This is a genomic window from Sphingomonas sp. M1A8_2b, assembly GCF_053345535.1.
The window spans coordinates 218,967-234,477 of record NZ_JBKFAH010000002.1 but is presented as its reverse complement, the minus strand read 5'-3'; the positions used below and the strand labels follow the sequence as shown (position 1 = coordinate 234,477).

Below are 15,511 nucleotides of genomic sequence, written 5' to 3'. Positions count from 1 at the left end.
CTCAGCGGACCTTGACGGTCGGCACCACCGACATGCCGGGGCCGATTGGATAGCGCTTCGGATCGGGGCCGTTCTTCGCGTCGAACACGATCCGGACGGGGACGCGCTGGACCACCTTCACGTAGTTGCCGGTCGCGTTCTGCGGGGGCAGCAAGGCGAACGCCTGGCCTGCGCCACGCTGGATCGAGTCGACATGACCCTTGAAGTCGACGCCGGGATACGCGTCGACATGGATATCGACCGGCTGGCCGATCTTCATCAGCGTGAGCTGCGTTTCCTTGAAGTTGGCCGTCACCCACATCTGGTCGGGAACGATCGCCATCAGCTGCGTGCCGGGCGCGACGTAGGAGCCGATGTTGACCGAGCGGTTGACGACCTGCCCCGCGACCGGCGCGGTCAGGCGGAGATCGCTGATGCTGACATTGGCCTGATCGACCAGCGCACGCTTGGCGTCGATCACCGACCTGGCGGCACCGACCTGCTTGCGCGCGACCGCGATCTGCGCGGTCGCGGTGTCGATCTGCTCGCGCGCGGCGGCGGCATCGGCGGCGGTCTGGCGGGCGGTCGAGCGGGCCTGATCGAGCTGCTGCCCTGCGACCGCGTTGGGGTCGAGCCGGAGCAACGCCTCGTAGCGCGCGAGATCCTGCTGCGCCTTGATCGCAGCCGCCATCGGCACGCGCGCCTGTGCGGCGGCCTGCTGGCGTTGCGCTTCGGCGGCGGTGACCTGCGCCTGCGCCTGCGCGAACTGCGCGCGGGCCTGCGATTCGTTCGCCTGCGCCTCGGCGACCTGCGCATCGCGGCCGGATGCCTTGATGACCGCAAGCAGGCGGCCCGCTTCGACATGACGGTTGTCGATGTCCGCGACCTGCACCAGCGTCCCTGCGACCTGCGGCGCGAGGCGGACGATGTGCGTGTCGACGAACGCGTCGTCGGTCGATTCGAACTGCCGCGCGTGCAGCCAGTAGAGCACGCCGCCGATCACCAGCGCGCCGACCACGACGACCAGGATCACCCAGAACAGTGGCTTCTTGAACACCGAAGGCTTCTTGTCGTCGTCGTCCTCGGACTCGTCGCCATTGTCCTCGGACTGTTGCGCCTCGCCGTGCTGGTCGGCCTTGCGGGCGTCCTCGTCGTCGGTCTTCGACGTAGTGGAATGGTCGTTCTGCTGGTCGCTCATAGCTGGCCCTGTTCTTCGGCACGCATCGAATCGAGGATGGCATCGATATTGGCGTCGATCCGCGCCTTGATATCGAGAATGTCTTGGGGTTCGAGCACATCGCGCTCGAGCAGTTTGAGGCAGGTCGCGCGGTTCGCCCGCAGCGTGATGACCTGCCCCATCAAGGTGATCGTCGCGATCCTGCCGGTGCGGATTTCGGCGCAGCCGGTGGCGATACAGACGAGGTCGCTCAGTCTGCGCACCATCTGACCCATCACGCCGCCATAGATGCGCTCGAACGCCTCGCCCGGCTTCATCTGTTCCCGGAGCACGAACAGCGTCCAGTCGGCGCTCTCGCTGCTGGCCATCTTGTCCGCAAGCCGGCCGAAGATGCGGTGGATCTGGGCGCGGGCTTCGTTCGCATCGTCCGCTGCGACGTCGTGCGACAGCTCGGACGGGTCGCCCATCACGGCGGACATGCGCTCGGCGATCCGGTCGGCAGCCGCGAGGTACAAACCCTCCTTGCTGCCGTAGTGATAGGTGATCGAGGACATCGCTGTCCCCGCCGCGGCCGCGATCCCACGCGTGCTCGCCCCCTCCAGCCCCTTGGTGCCGAATTCGCTGATCGCGATGTCGAGGAGTCGGGACTGGACCACGCGCCGTGTCTAGTTCGATCGAACGAACCAGCCTAATGAACAATCCGTCATGATGTTGGAATATCGAGCGAAGATCGAGACTTACCTATATCCGGTCGTCATCCCCGCGCAGGTGGGGCCCCATATTGGCCAACTTTAGGGATCAATCGGAATCGATAGAGTTCTGGGTTCCCGCCCCCGCGGGAATGACAAAAGGTCGTTCCGCCTCGCTACATACAGAAACGCCGGCCTCTTCTGCGAAGAGGCCGGCGTAAATATGGTGGGCGCGGCTGGGATTGAACCAGCGACCCCACCCGTGTGAAGGGTGTGCTCTACCACTGAGCTACGCGCCCGAAACTCGTTCGGAAGCGGGCCTTTAGGCAGACCCCGTCCCCCTGTCCAGCCTTTTGACGTCGATCCCTTCGATCCTCCCCCGCCAGGGGGAGGTGGCGCCGAAGGCGACGGAGGGGGAGGACACGGAGCAGAGGTCGTCTCCAACCTCCCCCTCCGTCTGGCAAGGGCCAGCCACCTCCCCCTGGCGGGGGAGGATTGAGGTCACTTTAGTTGACCGCGTCCTTCAGGCCCTTGCCGGCCTTGAACTTCGGCTGTGTCGAGGCCTTGATCGTCATCGGCTCGCCGGTGCGGGGATTGCGGCCGGTCGATGCCTTGCGCTTCGAGATCGAGAATGTGCCGAAACCGACCAGGCGAACCTCGTCGCCCTTCTTCAGCGACGCTTCGATCGCCTCGAATACCGCCTCGACCGCCTTGATCGCGTCGGCCTTGACGAGCCCGGACGTGTCGGCAACCGTTGCGATCAGCTCCTGCTTGTTCATCTGTATCCCCCGGAAAAACTCGAATCGACCACGAGGACTCGCGGCCGCAGTCAGCACACAGTAATGCGGCGGCTTCGCTTTGTGTCAAACGAAACCGCCGAAGTACGTCGCATAAACCCAATCTAGATCAGTGGTGTAAACCACCCCCGACCGGTGGGATCGGTGCCGGGGGCAGCGCCGCCAACTCGTCCGCATCGGTCCACTCGATGGCTTCGAGCGGCTCGGTGAGCGCCAGACGCAGTACCTCATCGACATGGCTCACGGGTATGATCTTGAGCCCAGCCTTGATGTTCGCCGGGATCTCCGCGAGGTCCTTCTCGTTCTCCGCCGGGATCAGCACCGTCTCGATCCCGCCACGCAGCGCGGCGAGCAGCTTCTCCTTGAGCCCACCGATCGGCAGCACGCGACCGCGCAAAGTCACCTCGCCGGTCATCGCCACCTCGCGGCGGATCGGCACGCCGGTCAGCGTCGAGACGATCGACGTGACCATGCCGATACCCGCCGACGGACCGTCCTTCGGCACCGCACCCTCGGGCAGATGGATGTGGATATCCTTCCGCGCGAACAGGCTTGGCTTGATCCCGTAGCTCGGCGCGCGGGCCTTGACGAAGCTGAACGCAGTCTCGATCGACTCCTTCATCACGTCGCCGAGCTTGCCGGTGAGCTTGGCCTGGCCCTTGCCCGCAACCGTCACGCTCTCGATCGTCAGCAATTCGCCGCCGACTTCGGTCCAGGCGAGCCCGGTGACCGCACCGATCTGGTTCTCGGTTTCGCCAAGACCATGGCGATACTTCTGCACGCCGGCATATTCGCCGATGTTCTCGGGCGTGATCGTGACGCTGGTGGTCTTGTTCTCGAGGATCTGGCGCAGCGCCTTGCGGCACAGCTTGGCGATCTCGCGCTCCAGCGTACGCACGCCGGCCTCGCGCGTGTACTGCTGGATGAGCGTCCGGAGCCCCTCCTGCGTCAGCATGAACTCGCCCGGCTTCAGGCCGTGCGCCTCGATCTGCTTCTCGACCAGATGGCGCTCGGCGATCTCGACCTTCTCGTCCTCGGTATACCCCTCCAGACGGATGATCTCCATGCGGTCGAGCAGCGCCTGCGGCAGGTTGAGCGAGTTCGCCGTGCAGACGAACATCACGTCCGACAGATCGATATCGACCTCCAGATAGTGATCCTGGAACTTGCCGTTCTGCTCCGGATCGAGCACCTCGAGCAGCGCCGAGGCGGGGTCACCGCGGAAATCCTGACCGAGCTTGTCGATCTCGTCGAGCAGGAACAGCGGGTTCGACGTGCCGGCCTTTTTGAGGTTCGTCACGATCTTGCCCGGCAGCGAGCCGATATAGGTGCGGCGATGACCGCGAATCTCGGCTTCGTCACGCACGCCGCCGAGCGACTGGCGGATGAACTCGCGCCCGGTCGCCTTGGCGATCGACTTGCCGAGCGAGGTCTTGCCGACACCAGGAGGGCCGACGAGGCACAGGATCGGCCCCTTCAGCTTGTTGGTACGCGCCTGCACCGCCAGATACTCGACGATCCGGTCCTTGACCTTCTCGAGCGCATAGTGATCCTCGTCCAGCGTCACCTGGGCGGCGGCGATGTCCTTCTTGATCTTCGACTTCTTGCCCCAGGGGAGCCCGAGCAGGACGTCGAGATAGTTGCGCACGACGGTCGCCTCGGCGCTCATCGGTGCCATCGTCTTGAGCTTCTTCAGCTCGGACGTCGCCTTGCCGCGCGCTTCCTTGCTCATCTTGAGCGTCGCGATCTTCTGCGTCAGTTCGGCGATCTCGTCGCCTTCGCCCTCGCCGTCCTCGTTGCCGAGTTCGCGCTGGATCGCCTTCAACTGCTCATTCAGATAGTATTCGCGCTGCGTCTTCTCCATCTGACGCTTGACGCGGCTCTTGATCTTCTTCTCGACCTGCAGGACGCCCAGCTCGCCCTCCATCGCCGCGAACGCCATTTCGAGGCGCTTCACAGGGTCGGTCTGCATCAGCAGCGCCTGCTTCTCGGCGACCTTGATCTGCACGTTGGCGATAACGGCGTCGGACAGCTTGGCCGCCTCGACGATTTCCGAAAGCTGGACGGTGGTTTCCGACGACAGCTTGCGGTTGAGCTTGGCGTAATTCTCGAACTGCTCGACCACCGAACGCATCAGCGCGGTGACCTCCGGGCCCTCGACTTCGGCATCGGCGACCGTTTCGACGGTCGCGGTCAGGAAGTCGCCCGACTCGTCCAGCGTCTCCAGCGTCGCGCGCTGCTTGCCCTCGACGAGCACGCGGACGGTGCCGTCGGGAAGCTTCAACAGCTGCAGGACGGTCGCGGTGACGCCCATCGAATACAGGTCGTCGCGCGACGGATCGTCCTCGGCGGGGTCGACCTGCGCAACGAGATAAATCTCCTTGTCCGCCGCCATCGCCGCTTCGAGCGCGGCAACGGACTTATCGCGGCCGACGAACAGCGGCACGATCATGTGCGGGAACACGACGATGTCGCGAAGGGGAAGGACGGGGTACTGGGTCATGAACGCTCCGGTGGGTGCCTGCATGGGGGCATAATCTACAGCTTATATGGTGAGGATGAACCGTCCATCAATTGGTTGGTGGTGGTTAGGGGTTTTGGTGCGTTCCCCGAAGCCCCGCCGTTCTCCTGCGAACGCAGGAGTCCAGGGTAACGGGCGGCGGTTTTAGTGATCCTGGGCTCCTGCGTTCGCAGGAGAACCGGAGGTGCCGGATCGCACTTGTATGCGAGCCGCCCAGGCGCGAGAACGCAGCATGATCTCGCGTCTTCTGCTCGCCGCCAGCGCCACCGCGCTCCTCGCCGCCGCCCCGCTTCCCAAGAAGGGCGAGCCCGCGATCACCGCGCAGACGCAGCGTTCGGGTGGGGTGCTCACGCCCGAGCAGACCGCACTCCAGTTCGACAGCGCTGACTTGGCGTTCGAGGTACTGCCCGAAACGGAGAGCCTGAACGGTGTCGCCACGCTGGTCTTTACGGCCAAGGCCCCCCTCACCCGCCTGCCGATCGACCTCGACCGCAACCTGCCAGTCAGCACGATTTCCATCGACGGCATACCGCTCGCTTCGTCGGCGTGGAGCAATCCCGAAGGGCGGTTGACGATCACGCTGCCCAAACGCGTCCCGGCGGGCGGAAAGGTCACCGCCAAGATCACCTATGGCGGCACGCCGCACGTCGCGGTGAAGGCGCCGTGGGACGACGGGATGGTCTGGTCGAAGACGCCCGACGGCCGCACCTGGTTCGCCACGACCGCGGAGGGCTATGGCTGCGACCTGTTCTGGCCGTGCCTCGATTTCCCGACCGGCGAGCCCGCGCTGGTGACGCTGCACATCACCGTGCCCAAGGGGCTGAAGGCGCCGTCGAACGGCGTGCTGCTCGGCGTCGATACGCTGGCGGATGGGCGGACGACGTGGAACTGGCGCGCCAAGCATCCCAACACCTACGGTATCGCGCTCAACGTCGGGCCGTATGAGGAGATCAGCGGCACCTACAAGAGCCGCTTCAGCAACAGCATCCCGATGTATTACTGGTATCTGCCGGGCGAAAAGCCGCAGGCGGAGAAGCTGTTCGCCGAGTTCGCACCGACGCTCGATTTCTTCGAGAGCATGATCGGCCCCTACCCGTTTGGCGACGAGAAGCTCGGCGTCGTCGAGACGCCGCACAAGGGCATGGAGCATCAGACAATCAACGCCTACGGCAATAACTACGAGAAGGCGCCGGAGGGGTTCGACTGGCTGTTCCAGCACGAATTCGCGCATGAGTGGTTCGGCAATCAGCTGACCGCCGCCAATTGGGACGATTACTGGCTGCACGAGGGATATGGCACGTATATGCAGCCGCTCTACGGCCAGTGGCGCGAGGGGCGTGCGCGGTACGCGGCGATGCTGCAGACCGAGCGCGCGTCGATCATGAACCGCAAGCCGATCACGCAGCAGCGCGTCACCACCGAAGAGGAGGTGTACGAACTCGACAAGGGCGGTGCCGGGCAGGACATTTATTACAAGGGCTCGTGGATGCTCCACACGCTGCGCGCGCTGATCGGCGACAAGGCGTTCTTCGACGTCACGCGGCTGGCGGTGTATGGGCGCGCGGATCCGAAGCCGGGCAATTTCGCGCCGCGGTTCGGCTCGACGAAGGAATATGAGGCACTTGTCCGGAAGGTGACGGGGAAGGACTTTAAATGGTTCTTCGACGTGTATCTTCGCCAGGCCGCGCTACCCGAACTGGTCGAGACGCGGACGGGAAATACGCTCGTGCTGGCGTGGAAGGTGCCCGGTAACGGCCCCTTCCCGCTGCCGGTGCAGGTGCAGATCGACGGCAAGACTCGGACTTTGCCGATGACGGGCGGGAAGGCGAGCCTATCCGTCCCGGCGCGCGCGCATGTCGTGATCGATCCGGATGCGCTGGTCCTGCGGCGTAGCGTCGCACTCGAAGACGTGGCCGCCTGGAAAGCCGCGCAGGCTGCGAAGGCCAAGCCCCAATGACGTCTTCATCGTTCCCCCGCGAACGCGGAGGCCCAGGGTACCAAGAGACACCGCTAGAAACTCCTGGACGGCTGCGTGCGCAGGAGAACGGCCCATGGCCTGCTCGCGCGGCGGAGATGGCGGCGATCTTCATGGTCGGGGACGGGCTGATCGGCTTGCTCCAGCCGCGCCGGCACGTCGACCTCTGGAAGGACGACGCGCTCGGGACCGAGAAGCTCGTCGCGCCCTTCGTCGACCGCCCCGGTCGACGACGCCTGTATGCTGTCGTGCAGATCGCCGCCGGCCTCGCCTTGGCCGCACGCCAAAGACGATGAAGGCCGCGGGTTGGCTGCTGCCCGTGCTGGCGCTCGTCGGGTGTGGCTCAGGCCCGGACGCAGCCTCGAACAGTCAAGTCGCGCGGGGCGAGCGCGTATTCCGGCGTTGCACCGCGTGTCACACGATCGGGCAATATGCCGGCGATACCGACGGGCCCAACCTCTACGGCGTGATGGGCGGTCCGATCGGCGAACGACGCCCCCGCTTCTCGTACACTGCCGGGCTGAAAGCGCTTGGCGGCAAGTGGGATGCCAAGCGCATGGACGCCTGGCTGACCAACCCTCGCCGGATGGTGCCCGGCACAACCATGGGGTTCGCGGGCCTGCCCGACCCGAAGGATCGCGCCGACGTCATCGCCTACCTGTCGACGCAACGGCCCTGAGCTTGCGGCACCACCGTCGTAAACGGATAGGCGGCGAAGATGACAAGATGGACAACGCCCTGCACCGTCGTCCGCCCGGTACCGAGCGACATCGCCACGAACAACACCAATGCGAACAGCCCTATGCTCTTCCCATCGACTCAGAGCGCGATCGGGAGTTCGACCTCTGGAACGATGATGCGCTCTAGACCTAGGCACCGGTATCGCCGTTCATAGGCCGCTCGATGCAGTATTGCGGATCGCCGCCTCCTGCTCGCCGCGCGCCAGAGCCGCCGCGCCGACAGCTTATCCGATCTGGTTGCTAACCTCGACCAGGTTCTCGTCGGGATCGTAGACATACACCGACAGGATCGGCCCGGCCGCGCCGGTACGCTGCACCGGACCTGCGACGATCGGTATTTTCTCGCGCTGCAGATGGGCGACGACCGCGTCGATCGGCACATCGGTCAACAGGCAGAAATCGCCGGCACCGCGGGTCGGATGGCGCGTGTTCGGATCGACGCTCAGATGCAGTTGCTGGAGATTGATCTTCTGCCGGCCAATCCGCAATGCCCACCGCCCCGGTGCCATCTCCTCCGCCTCGATACCGAGAACCCGCCGGTAGAAGGCGACGGTGGTATCGATGTCGAGCACGGTCAGCACGAAATGGTCGATCGAGCCGATACGCATGATGGTCATGGCACCACCGTCGTAAACAGATAGGCCGCGAAGATCACGAGGTGGACGACGCCCTGCAACACCGTCGTCCGGCCGGTGCCAAGCGACAGCGTCGCGACGAACAGCGACAGCGCGAGCAGAGTCATGCTCTTCGCATCGATGCCGAGCGCGATCGGCAGGTCGAGCACCAGCGACACGATCGCGACGCTCGGGATGGTCAGCCCGATGGTGGCCAGCGCGGAGCCCAGCGCGAGATTGAGGCTGGTCTGCAACCGGTTGCGGCGTGCGGACTTGTACGCGGCGAGGCTTTCCGGCGCGAGGACCAGCGCGGCGATCACGACGCCGACCACGGTCAGCGGCAGGCCAGCGCCGATCACCGCCGCCTCGATCGTCGGCGACAACGTCTTGGCGAGCAAGACCACCGACACCAGCGCGACCAGCAACGCCGCGAACGCGATCCCCGACGCGCGACCCGAGGGCGGTGCGGCGTGATCGTCCTTGTCATCGGTCGAGGGCAGGAAATACTCGCGGTGGCGAACGGTCTGCACCAGCACGAAGGTGCCGTAGAGAATGAACGACACGACTGCGACGAACAGCAGTTGCGACGGTGAGTAGGTCGGCCCGGCGGTCGACAGGGTGTAGTTGGGCAGGATCAGAGACAGCACCGCCATTGCCGCGAGCACGCCCAAGGCGGCGCTCATCCCGGTTTGCGTGAACCGCTGCTCATGATGCCGCACCGCGCCCGCCAGCAGGCAGAGGCCGATAATGAAATTGAGGATGATCATGATCGCCGCGAACACCGTGTCGCGCGCCAGTGCGGTCGCGTCGCCGGCGTTGGAAAGCATGAGCGATACGATCAGCGAAACCTCGATCACCGTGACGGCGATCGCGAGGACTAACGTCCCGAACGGCTCGCCAACCTTGTGCGCGATGACCTCCGCGTGATGGACCGCGGCGAGCACGCTGCCGATCAGGACGATCACGGCCGCCGCGGTGCCGAGCGTGCCCATCTTGGCGAGCCCGACAAGAACCGCGACGAGGCCGAGAACCGGGGCGATCAGCGTCCAGATCGGAAGGGCCATGCGGTCCGGCATTGTTTCCACCAGGTGTTCGTTAGGTCGCTCGGCCACCTCGATCGTCATGCATGCTCCCTCGTTCCACTTGGATAACGAATGCGCGAGGGCGGATAAGGGTCCGAGTCGGGGCGATTGCGGTCTCCGGGCGATCGGATAGGTTGCGGCGATGTTGGCGCCCAATCTTCGCGAAACGCTGGTCATGGTGGCGGCGGCGATGCGTGAAGCGCAGGACCCGTGGTGGGTCATTTCCAGCGCGGCGGTAGCGCTTCACGGTGTCGGACCGGTCGAGGTCGGCGATGTCGATGTGGTGGTAAGCGTGGGCGATGCCCGGCGACTGATGGATGGGCTTGGGATAGCTCCGATCGAGGATGGCGCGAGTTCGCTCTTTCGGTCGACGCTGTTCGGGCGATGGGAGACGCCGCCCTTGGTCGTCGAGATCATGGCGGGGTTTCATGTTGCGACGGGATCGGGGTGGACTGAGGTGCTGCCTCGGACGCGCGTGCCTGTTCTTGTCGAAGGGTGCGCTGTCTACGTACCAGAGCGCGCGGAGTTAGGCGGGATGCTCAGGCTGTTCGGGCGTCCGAAGGATCTGGAGCGGGTTCGGCTTTTGACCTTGCAGATGTAGCGTCATAGCCGCCCTCAGCCTGACCACGACCAAAGGTGACGACGGGGCGGCCGATCAGGCTCGACAAGAGATCCTCCCCTGCAAGGGGAGGTGGCGCGAAGCGACGGAGGGGTGATGGCCTATCGAGAGCGGGTCACCCCTCCGTCAGCGCCATGCGCTGCCACCTCCCCTTGCAGGGGAGGAACGAAGGGATCGCTGTCCGGCTGCTGCCACCCGTCATCCTGACGAAAGTCAGGACCCAGGGTACAAAGCGCAGGCCTTCTTGGCTCTGGGTCCTGACTTTCGTCAGGATGATGGGCCTGTGGCTATCCGCGCGTTTAACCTCAACCGGTGGAGGTTTGGTGGCCGAGTTTCGCCCCAAACGAAAAAGGGCGCCGATCGCTCGACGCCCTTTCCCGTATCTCAAACCAACTTCGCCTTACGCAGCGTCGCCCGTCTTCTTCTTCTCGGCGTAGACGCGGATCGGTTCCTTGCGGCCTTCGATCACGTCCTTGTCGATCATCACCTCGTCGACGCCGTCCATGCCGGGCAGGTCGAACATCGTGTCGAGCAGGATGCTCTCGAGGATCGAGCGAAGCCCGCGCGCGCCGGTCTTGCGCTCGATGCCCTTCTTGGCGACCGAAACCAGCGCGTCGTCGGTGAAGCCGAGCGCGACGTCCTCCATCTCGAACAGCTTCTGGTACTGCTTGACCAGCGCGTTCTTCGGCTCCTTCAGGATCTTCACCAGCGCGTCGACATCGAGATCCTCGAGCGTCGCGATCACCGGCAGACGGCCGACGAACTCGGGGATGAGCCCGAACTTGAGCAGATCCTCGGGCTCGACCGACTTCAGCGTCTCGCCGGTCTTGCGCTCGTCCGGCCCGGCGACATACGCGCCGAAGCCGATCGACTTGCCCTGGAGGCGATCACCGATGATCTTCTCGAGACCCGAGAATGCACCGCCGCAGATGAACAGGATGTTGGTCGTATCCACCTGCAGGAATTCCTGCTGCGGATGCTTGCGGCCACCCTGCGGCGGCACCGACGCGGTGGTGCCTTCCATCAGCTTGAGCAACGCCTGCTGCACGCCCTCGCCCGACACGTCGCGCGTGATCGACGGGTTCTCGGCCTTGCGCGAGATCTTGTCGATCTCGTCGATGTAGACGATCCCGCGCTGCGCCCGCTCGACGTTATAGTCCGACGCTTGGAGCAGCTTGAGGATGATGTTCTCGACATCCTCGCCGACGTACCCCGCTTCGGTGAGCGTCGTCGCATCGGCCATCGTGAACGGCACGTCGAGGATACGGGCGAGCGTCTGCGCGAGTAGCGTCTTGCCGCAACCGGTCGGGCCGACCAGCAGGATGTTCGACTTGGACAGCTCGACATCGGCACCCTTGGCGCCGTGGTTGAGCCGCTTGTAGTGATTGTGCACCGCCACCGACAGCACGCGCTTGGCACGCTTCTGGCCGATCACGTAATCGTCGAGGACGTCGCAGATCTCCTGCGGAGTCGGCACGCCGCCGTCCTTCTTGGACACCAGCGCGGACTTCGTCTCCTCGCGGATGATATCGTTGCAAAGTTCGACGCACTCGTCGCAGATGAACACGGTTGGACCCGCGATCAGCTTGCGTACCTCATGCTGCGACTTGCCGCAGAACGAGCAATAGAGGGTGCTCTTCGAATCGCCACCGCTCAGCTTCGTCATTCAATCACCTCTCGTGCATGTCGGTGCACGTGCCGTTTCCGGGGCCGCTACCGTAACGCGCCCCGGAGTTCCTACAATCAAATAAACCGGCAGGGTTTACGATTCGCCCCATGCCAGTGTCGGTTAAGCGGGTTTTGCCGCATCGTCCGCCGGTGCCGGACGCTTGTCGAACACCTCGTCGACCAAGCCGAAATCCTTCGCTTCGTTCGCTTCGAGGAACGTATCGCGGTCCATCCGGCGCTCGATCTCCTCGATCGGCTGACCGGTATACTGCGAATACAGCTCGTTCATGCGCTTGCGGATGCGCAGGATCTCGCGCGCCTGGATCTCGATGTCGCTGGCCATGCCCTGTGCACCACCCGATGGCTGATGGATCATGATGCGCGCATTGGTCATCGCGACGCGCATGCCGGGCTCGCCGCTCGCGAGCAGGAAGCTGCCCATCGAGGCTGCCTGGCCGATGCAGACGGTGCCGACGCGCGGGCGGATGTACCGCATGGTGTCGTGGATCGCCATGCCCGCCGTGACGACACCGCCCGGCGAGTTGATGTACATGAAGATGTCCTTCTTCGGGTTCTCGGACTCGAGGAAGAGCAGCTGCGCGGTGATCAGCGAGGCCATGCCGTCCTCGACGCCGCCGGTCACGAAGATGATGCGCTCGCGGAGCAGGCGCGAGAAGATGTCGAACGAGCGCTCGCCGCGGTTCGACTGCTCGATGACGATTGGCACTAGCCCGGCTTGCGCCGGAACGGGGTAAACCAGGCCTGCTTGCGTCTGCTGCAGGCCGAGCCCGGCGCTGGCCAACGGGCTCGCGAAATCGCCGGTCTCGAACGGATTGTGCATGGAAATCTCTCTTATGCCCCAGTGAACCGCTAACATCGGCTGTCCGGAAGGGGAGTTCAAGCCCTTCGCACCTTGCCGGGGGGACAGGTCCCCCTCGCCCCTCCGGGGAGAGGGAGGGGGCCGCACGCACTTGCGGGTGGGAGGGTGAGGGGAAGTTGGCGGACACCAACCGCCCCTCACCCTCCCGTCGCCAAGTGGCTCCTCCTTCCCTCTCCCCGGAAGGGCGAGGGAGTCAGATGCCCGGTGCGGGGTAAGCCAGGTAAGCCAGGCGGCGGACTTCGCGGCGGCCTCTTACTACGGTGTCGAGGATCAGGCCGGTGAAGACGTTGAGCGCGGCGAAGATGCCGAGCCCGGTAATCAGGATCGCGGTCGGGAAGCGCGGGACCTGGTGGATCTCGATGTACGTCAGCACCAGCGGGATGCCGAGGATCAGCGCGAGCAGCGCGAAGACGCCGCCGATCGCGCCGAAGAACCACAGCGGCCGCTCGATCCGGTAGAGCGTCATGATCGTGCGGAGGATGCGCCAGCCGTCGCCGTAGGTGCTGAGCTTCGATTCAGAGCCCTCGGGGCGCGCGTAATAGGGCGTCTCGATCTCGCCGATCGGCATCTTGAGTTCGAGCGCATGGACGCTGATCTCGGTCTCGATCTCGAACCCGGCGGACAAGGACGGGAAGCTCTTCACGAACCGGCGCGAGAACACGCGGTAGCCCGAGAGAATGTCGGTGAAGCTGCGGCCGAACAGGCGGGCGAGCATGCCGGTGAGGAGCGCATTGCCAAAGCGATGGCCCCGGCGATAGCTTTCCTGGACCTGGCTGATCCGCGAGCCCACGACCATGTCGAGCTGTTCGTCGAGGACGCGCTTGACCAGCATCGGAGCGGAGGCGGCATCGTAGGTCGCGTCGCCGTCGGCCATCACATAGATGTCCGCGTCGATGTCCGCGAACATCCGCCGAACGACCGCGCCCTTGCCCTGGATTCGCTCGGTTCGGACAACGGCGCCCGCGGTGCGCGCGATTTCGACGGTGTTGTCCCGGCTATTGTTGTCGTACACGTAGATCACAGCGTCCGGCAGCGCGGCACGAAAGCCGGCCACCGTCTGCGCGATTGCTGCCGCTTCGTTATAACATGGAAGCAGAACGGCGACTTTAAGTCCCTGCCTATCGATACCCTCGATCATACGTGACGCCTTTTGCTGCTTTCTGTCGCCATAGCTCGGAACCCCAGGTGACGAAACATGAGGAACGCGATTGCTGGAAGGAGCCATGTCAGTCGCCCCTGATATCGGTTCGTCGGACCGGACAACGTGCCGCAGAGAATTGCGTTGGACACAATGATAATCGTCAGGCCGATCGCAGCCCCAGCCAATATGAGTACGACACGATGTGTTTTCGGAGCTCGCCAAGCCGCGATGACATCGGACTGCGCCAAGCGCCATATGACGAATGCCAGAGACAGCATGAAAACAACGCCTATCACGAGGTCTACTAGCGCGAAGGAATAGTTGCCGGTATAAGATCTGGACGCGGTTATGGAGCGCCTCGCATAGGGGATGGTCTTACTAACCATCGTATCCCAGCTAAGCTTTGTCGCCCCGATCTCCGGCCCGATGGACAGCGTCGAAAGCTGGCGCCAGCTATTTGCCAACGCAGCGTCGAACGCCAACCCGGGACTGTACGCAATCGACGCCAGCACGAACTTAAGCTGCTGCTCCGACATCAGAACGCGCGTATCGAAATCGGCGAAATAGAAAACGCCGTCCCGCGGGTCGGTCGACCATAAGATTGCATTATGGTCTATATTTGGCCTGTCCCGATACTTGCATATCGCGAAATCCGCAGGACCATTGCAGTGGTCGGCCAGATAGCGGCGGCCGGGCCCGTCCGCGAGAATACGCGCCATGAGATACGGCGGGCTTCGAGGCGCATCGTGCAACACCAACTGCGTCGTCCACGCGAAAACGGGCATGCCGAGTGCACCTATGGCGACCGCGCTCAGCGGCCAGCGAGCGCCCCCCATCGCCTGCCTCCACGACGATCGCAATAACCGGAGTACCACGACGATGCCGACGCCCGCGATGATGCTGAGCGGCAGGATGGTCGCGTGCGCCAGAATGCCGAACGCGGCGATGGCCCAAAGCGCTGAAAGCGTTACCAGATTTCCGCCGCTCCTGACGGCGAGAAGGCACATCGCAACGAGCGCATAGGCCGCAAAAATGTCGGGCATCGTGAACGCGGCGAAATACGGCAGACTAGACCCACATGTCAGCGCGGTCACAAGCCCGGCGTACGCGCCAAAACTTGGGCCGGGCAAAGACCACACGACCGTGCGGCACAACCAGGCCCCTATCAACGCCTGTACAATAGCCACCAGCCACAGCCCGCCCAGACTGATGATCAGAGCCAAGACAGTCGAATAATAAGGGGATCGGCCGCCGACATAACTCAGCGACATATTCCTGTCCGGTGTCTTGGCGACAGACTTCGCAGGGCTGGCCGGTAAGGGAGCTGGATCGTCGTGACCCATGATCGATGCCGAGTCTTTGGACTGGAAGCCTTTAAGAGGAATATGGGCTGCAGCGAATATAGACTGCCCCAACTCCAAATAATGAGTCGTGTCATAGAAAATAAAGGGACTGCGATTTATCGCGGCTGGCGCTAAAATTATCAGCGTTGCAAATACGGTCTGTAAAAGCGCTAGGAGCCATTGCCGCATAGACACGCCTTAAGAACAGGGAGAAGACGAAGAATATCTACCCTGACAGGCTGTCATTACGAGAACAACCCGTCGGCCGCCATTGATCGCGGCCGAC

14 protein-coding genes and 1 tRNA gene are annotated in these 15,511 nt (G+C 63.9%); 4 read left to right on the top strand and 11 right to left on the bottom strand.

All coding sequences use genetic code 11. The annotated features are described in order from the left end of the window. Position 1: 1 nt before the first annotated feature. From ACLBWL_RS09405 to lon, 5 genes are all read right to left on the bottom strand, one after another. Positions 2-1,177, bottom strand: coding sequence for an HlyD family secretion protein (locus tag ACLBWL_RS09405; RefSeq protein ID WP_447792410.1), 1,176 nt, complete (start codon positions 1,175-1,177; stop codon positions 2-4). Then, positions 1,174-1,812, bottom strand: a complete 639-nt coding sequence (locus ACLBWL_RS09400) for a CerR family C-terminal domain-containing protein (RefSeq protein ID WP_447792408.1) — start codon at positions 1,810-1,812, stop codon at positions 1,174-1,176. The genes ACLBWL_RS09405 and ACLBWL_RS09400 overlap by 4 nt, the downstream gene beginning before the upstream one ends. 257 nt (positions 1,813-2,069) lie before the next feature. Next, positions 2,070-2,144, bottom strand: a tRNA-Val gene (locus ACLBWL_RS09395). 207 nt (positions 2,145-2,351) lie between these two features. Continuing rightward, positions 2,352-2,624, bottom strand: a complete 273-nt coding sequence (locus ACLBWL_RS09390) for an HU family DNA-binding protein (protein WP_055872709.1) — start codon at positions 2,622-2,624, stop codon at positions 2,352-2,354. A 127-nt stretch (positions 2,625-2,751) separates the two neighbouring features. Further along, on the bottom strand, positions 2,752-5,145 hold the full coding sequence (gene lon, locus ACLBWL_RS09385; protein ID WP_447792406.1) for an endopeptidase La: 2,394 nt from the start codon (positions 5,143-5,145) through the stop codon (positions 2,752-2,754). Between the two features lie 250 nt (positions 5,146-5,395). Here lon and ACLBWL_RS09380 point away from each other — a divergent pair, with 250 nt between their 5' ends. From ACLBWL_RS09380 to ACLBWL_RS09370, 3 genes are all read left to right on the top strand, one after another. After that, complete coding sequence (locus tag ACLBWL_RS09380; protein WP_447792404.1) at positions 5,396-7,120, top strand: M1 family metallopeptidase; 1,725 nt, start codon at positions 5,396-5,398, stop codon at positions 7,118-7,120. A gap of 116 nt (positions 7,121-7,236) precedes the next feature. Continuing rightward, positions 7,237-7,434 (top strand): hypothetical protein, encoded by a 198-nt coding sequence (locus ACLBWL_RS09375; protein ID WP_447792402.1) that lies wholly within the window; start codon positions 7,237-7,239, stop codon positions 7,432-7,434. Beyond that, positions 7,431-7,817, top strand: coding sequence for a c-type cytochrome (locus ACLBWL_RS09370; protein WP_447792400.1), 387 nt, complete (start codon positions 7,431-7,433; stop codon positions 7,815-7,817). Before ACLBWL_RS09375 ends, ACLBWL_RS09370 begins: the two co-directional genes overlap by 4 nt. Positions 7,818-8,102: 285 nt before the next feature. On the opposite strand, the gene ACLBWL_RS09365 is transcribed toward ACLBWL_RS09370, so the two are convergent. After that, positions 8,103-8,495 (bottom strand): VOC family protein, encoded by a 393-nt coding sequence (locus tag ACLBWL_RS09365; protein ID WP_447792398.1) that lies wholly within the window; start codon positions 8,493-8,495, stop codon positions 8,103-8,105. After that, positions 8,492-9,616: a calcium:proton antiporter gene (locus tag ACLBWL_RS09360; protein ID WP_447792396.1), complete on the bottom strand. Its 1,125-nt coding sequence runs from the start codon at positions 9,614-9,616 to the stop codon at positions 8,492-8,494. Before ACLBWL_RS09360 ends, ACLBWL_RS09365 begins: the two co-directional genes overlap by 4 nt. Before the next feature lie 100 nt (positions 9,617-9,716). On the opposite strand from ACLBWL_RS09360, the gene ACLBWL_RS09355 reads away from it, so the two are divergent. Then, a complete protein-coding gene (locus tag ACLBWL_RS09355) occupies positions 9,717-10,175 on the top strand; it encodes a hypothetical protein (RefSeq protein WP_447792394.1) in 459 nt (152 codons plus the stop codon). A 418-nt stretch (positions 10,176-10,593) separates the two neighbouring features. On the opposite strand, the gene clpX is transcribed toward ACLBWL_RS09355, so the two are convergent. The 4 genes from clpX to ACLBWL_RS09335 all read right to left on the bottom strand — a co-directional run bounded on the left by clpX (position 10,594) and on the right by ACLBWL_RS09335 (position 15,414). Further along, positions 10,594-11,859, bottom strand: coding sequence for an ATP-dependent Clp protease ATP-binding subunit ClpX (gene clpX / locus ACLBWL_RS09350; protein ID WP_056048170.1), 1,266 nt, complete (start codon positions 11,857-11,859; stop codon positions 10,594-10,596). Between the two features lie 123 nt (positions 11,860-11,982). Next, positions 11,983-12,702: an ATP-dependent Clp protease proteolytic subunit gene (locus tag ACLBWL_RS09345; RefSeq protein WP_447792392.1), complete on the bottom strand. Its 720-nt coding sequence runs from the start codon at positions 12,700-12,702 to the stop codon at positions 11,983-11,985. A 232-nt stretch (positions 12,703-12,934) separates the two neighbouring features. Further along, positions 12,935-13,879 carry a glycosyltransferase family 2 protein gene (locus ACLBWL_RS09340; protein WP_447792390.1) on the bottom strand — a complete coding sequence of 315 codons (945 nt, stop codon included), beginning with the start codon at positions 13,877-13,879 and terminating at the stop codon, positions 12,935-12,937. Next, positions 13,876-15,414, bottom strand: a complete 1,539-nt coding sequence (locus tag ACLBWL_RS09335) for a hypothetical protein (RefSeq protein ID WP_447792388.1) — start codon at positions 15,412-15,414, stop codon at positions 13,876-13,878. The genes ACLBWL_RS09340 and ACLBWL_RS09335 overlap by 4 nt, the downstream gene beginning before the upstream one ends. Positions 15,415-15,511: the final 97 nt, after the last annotated feature.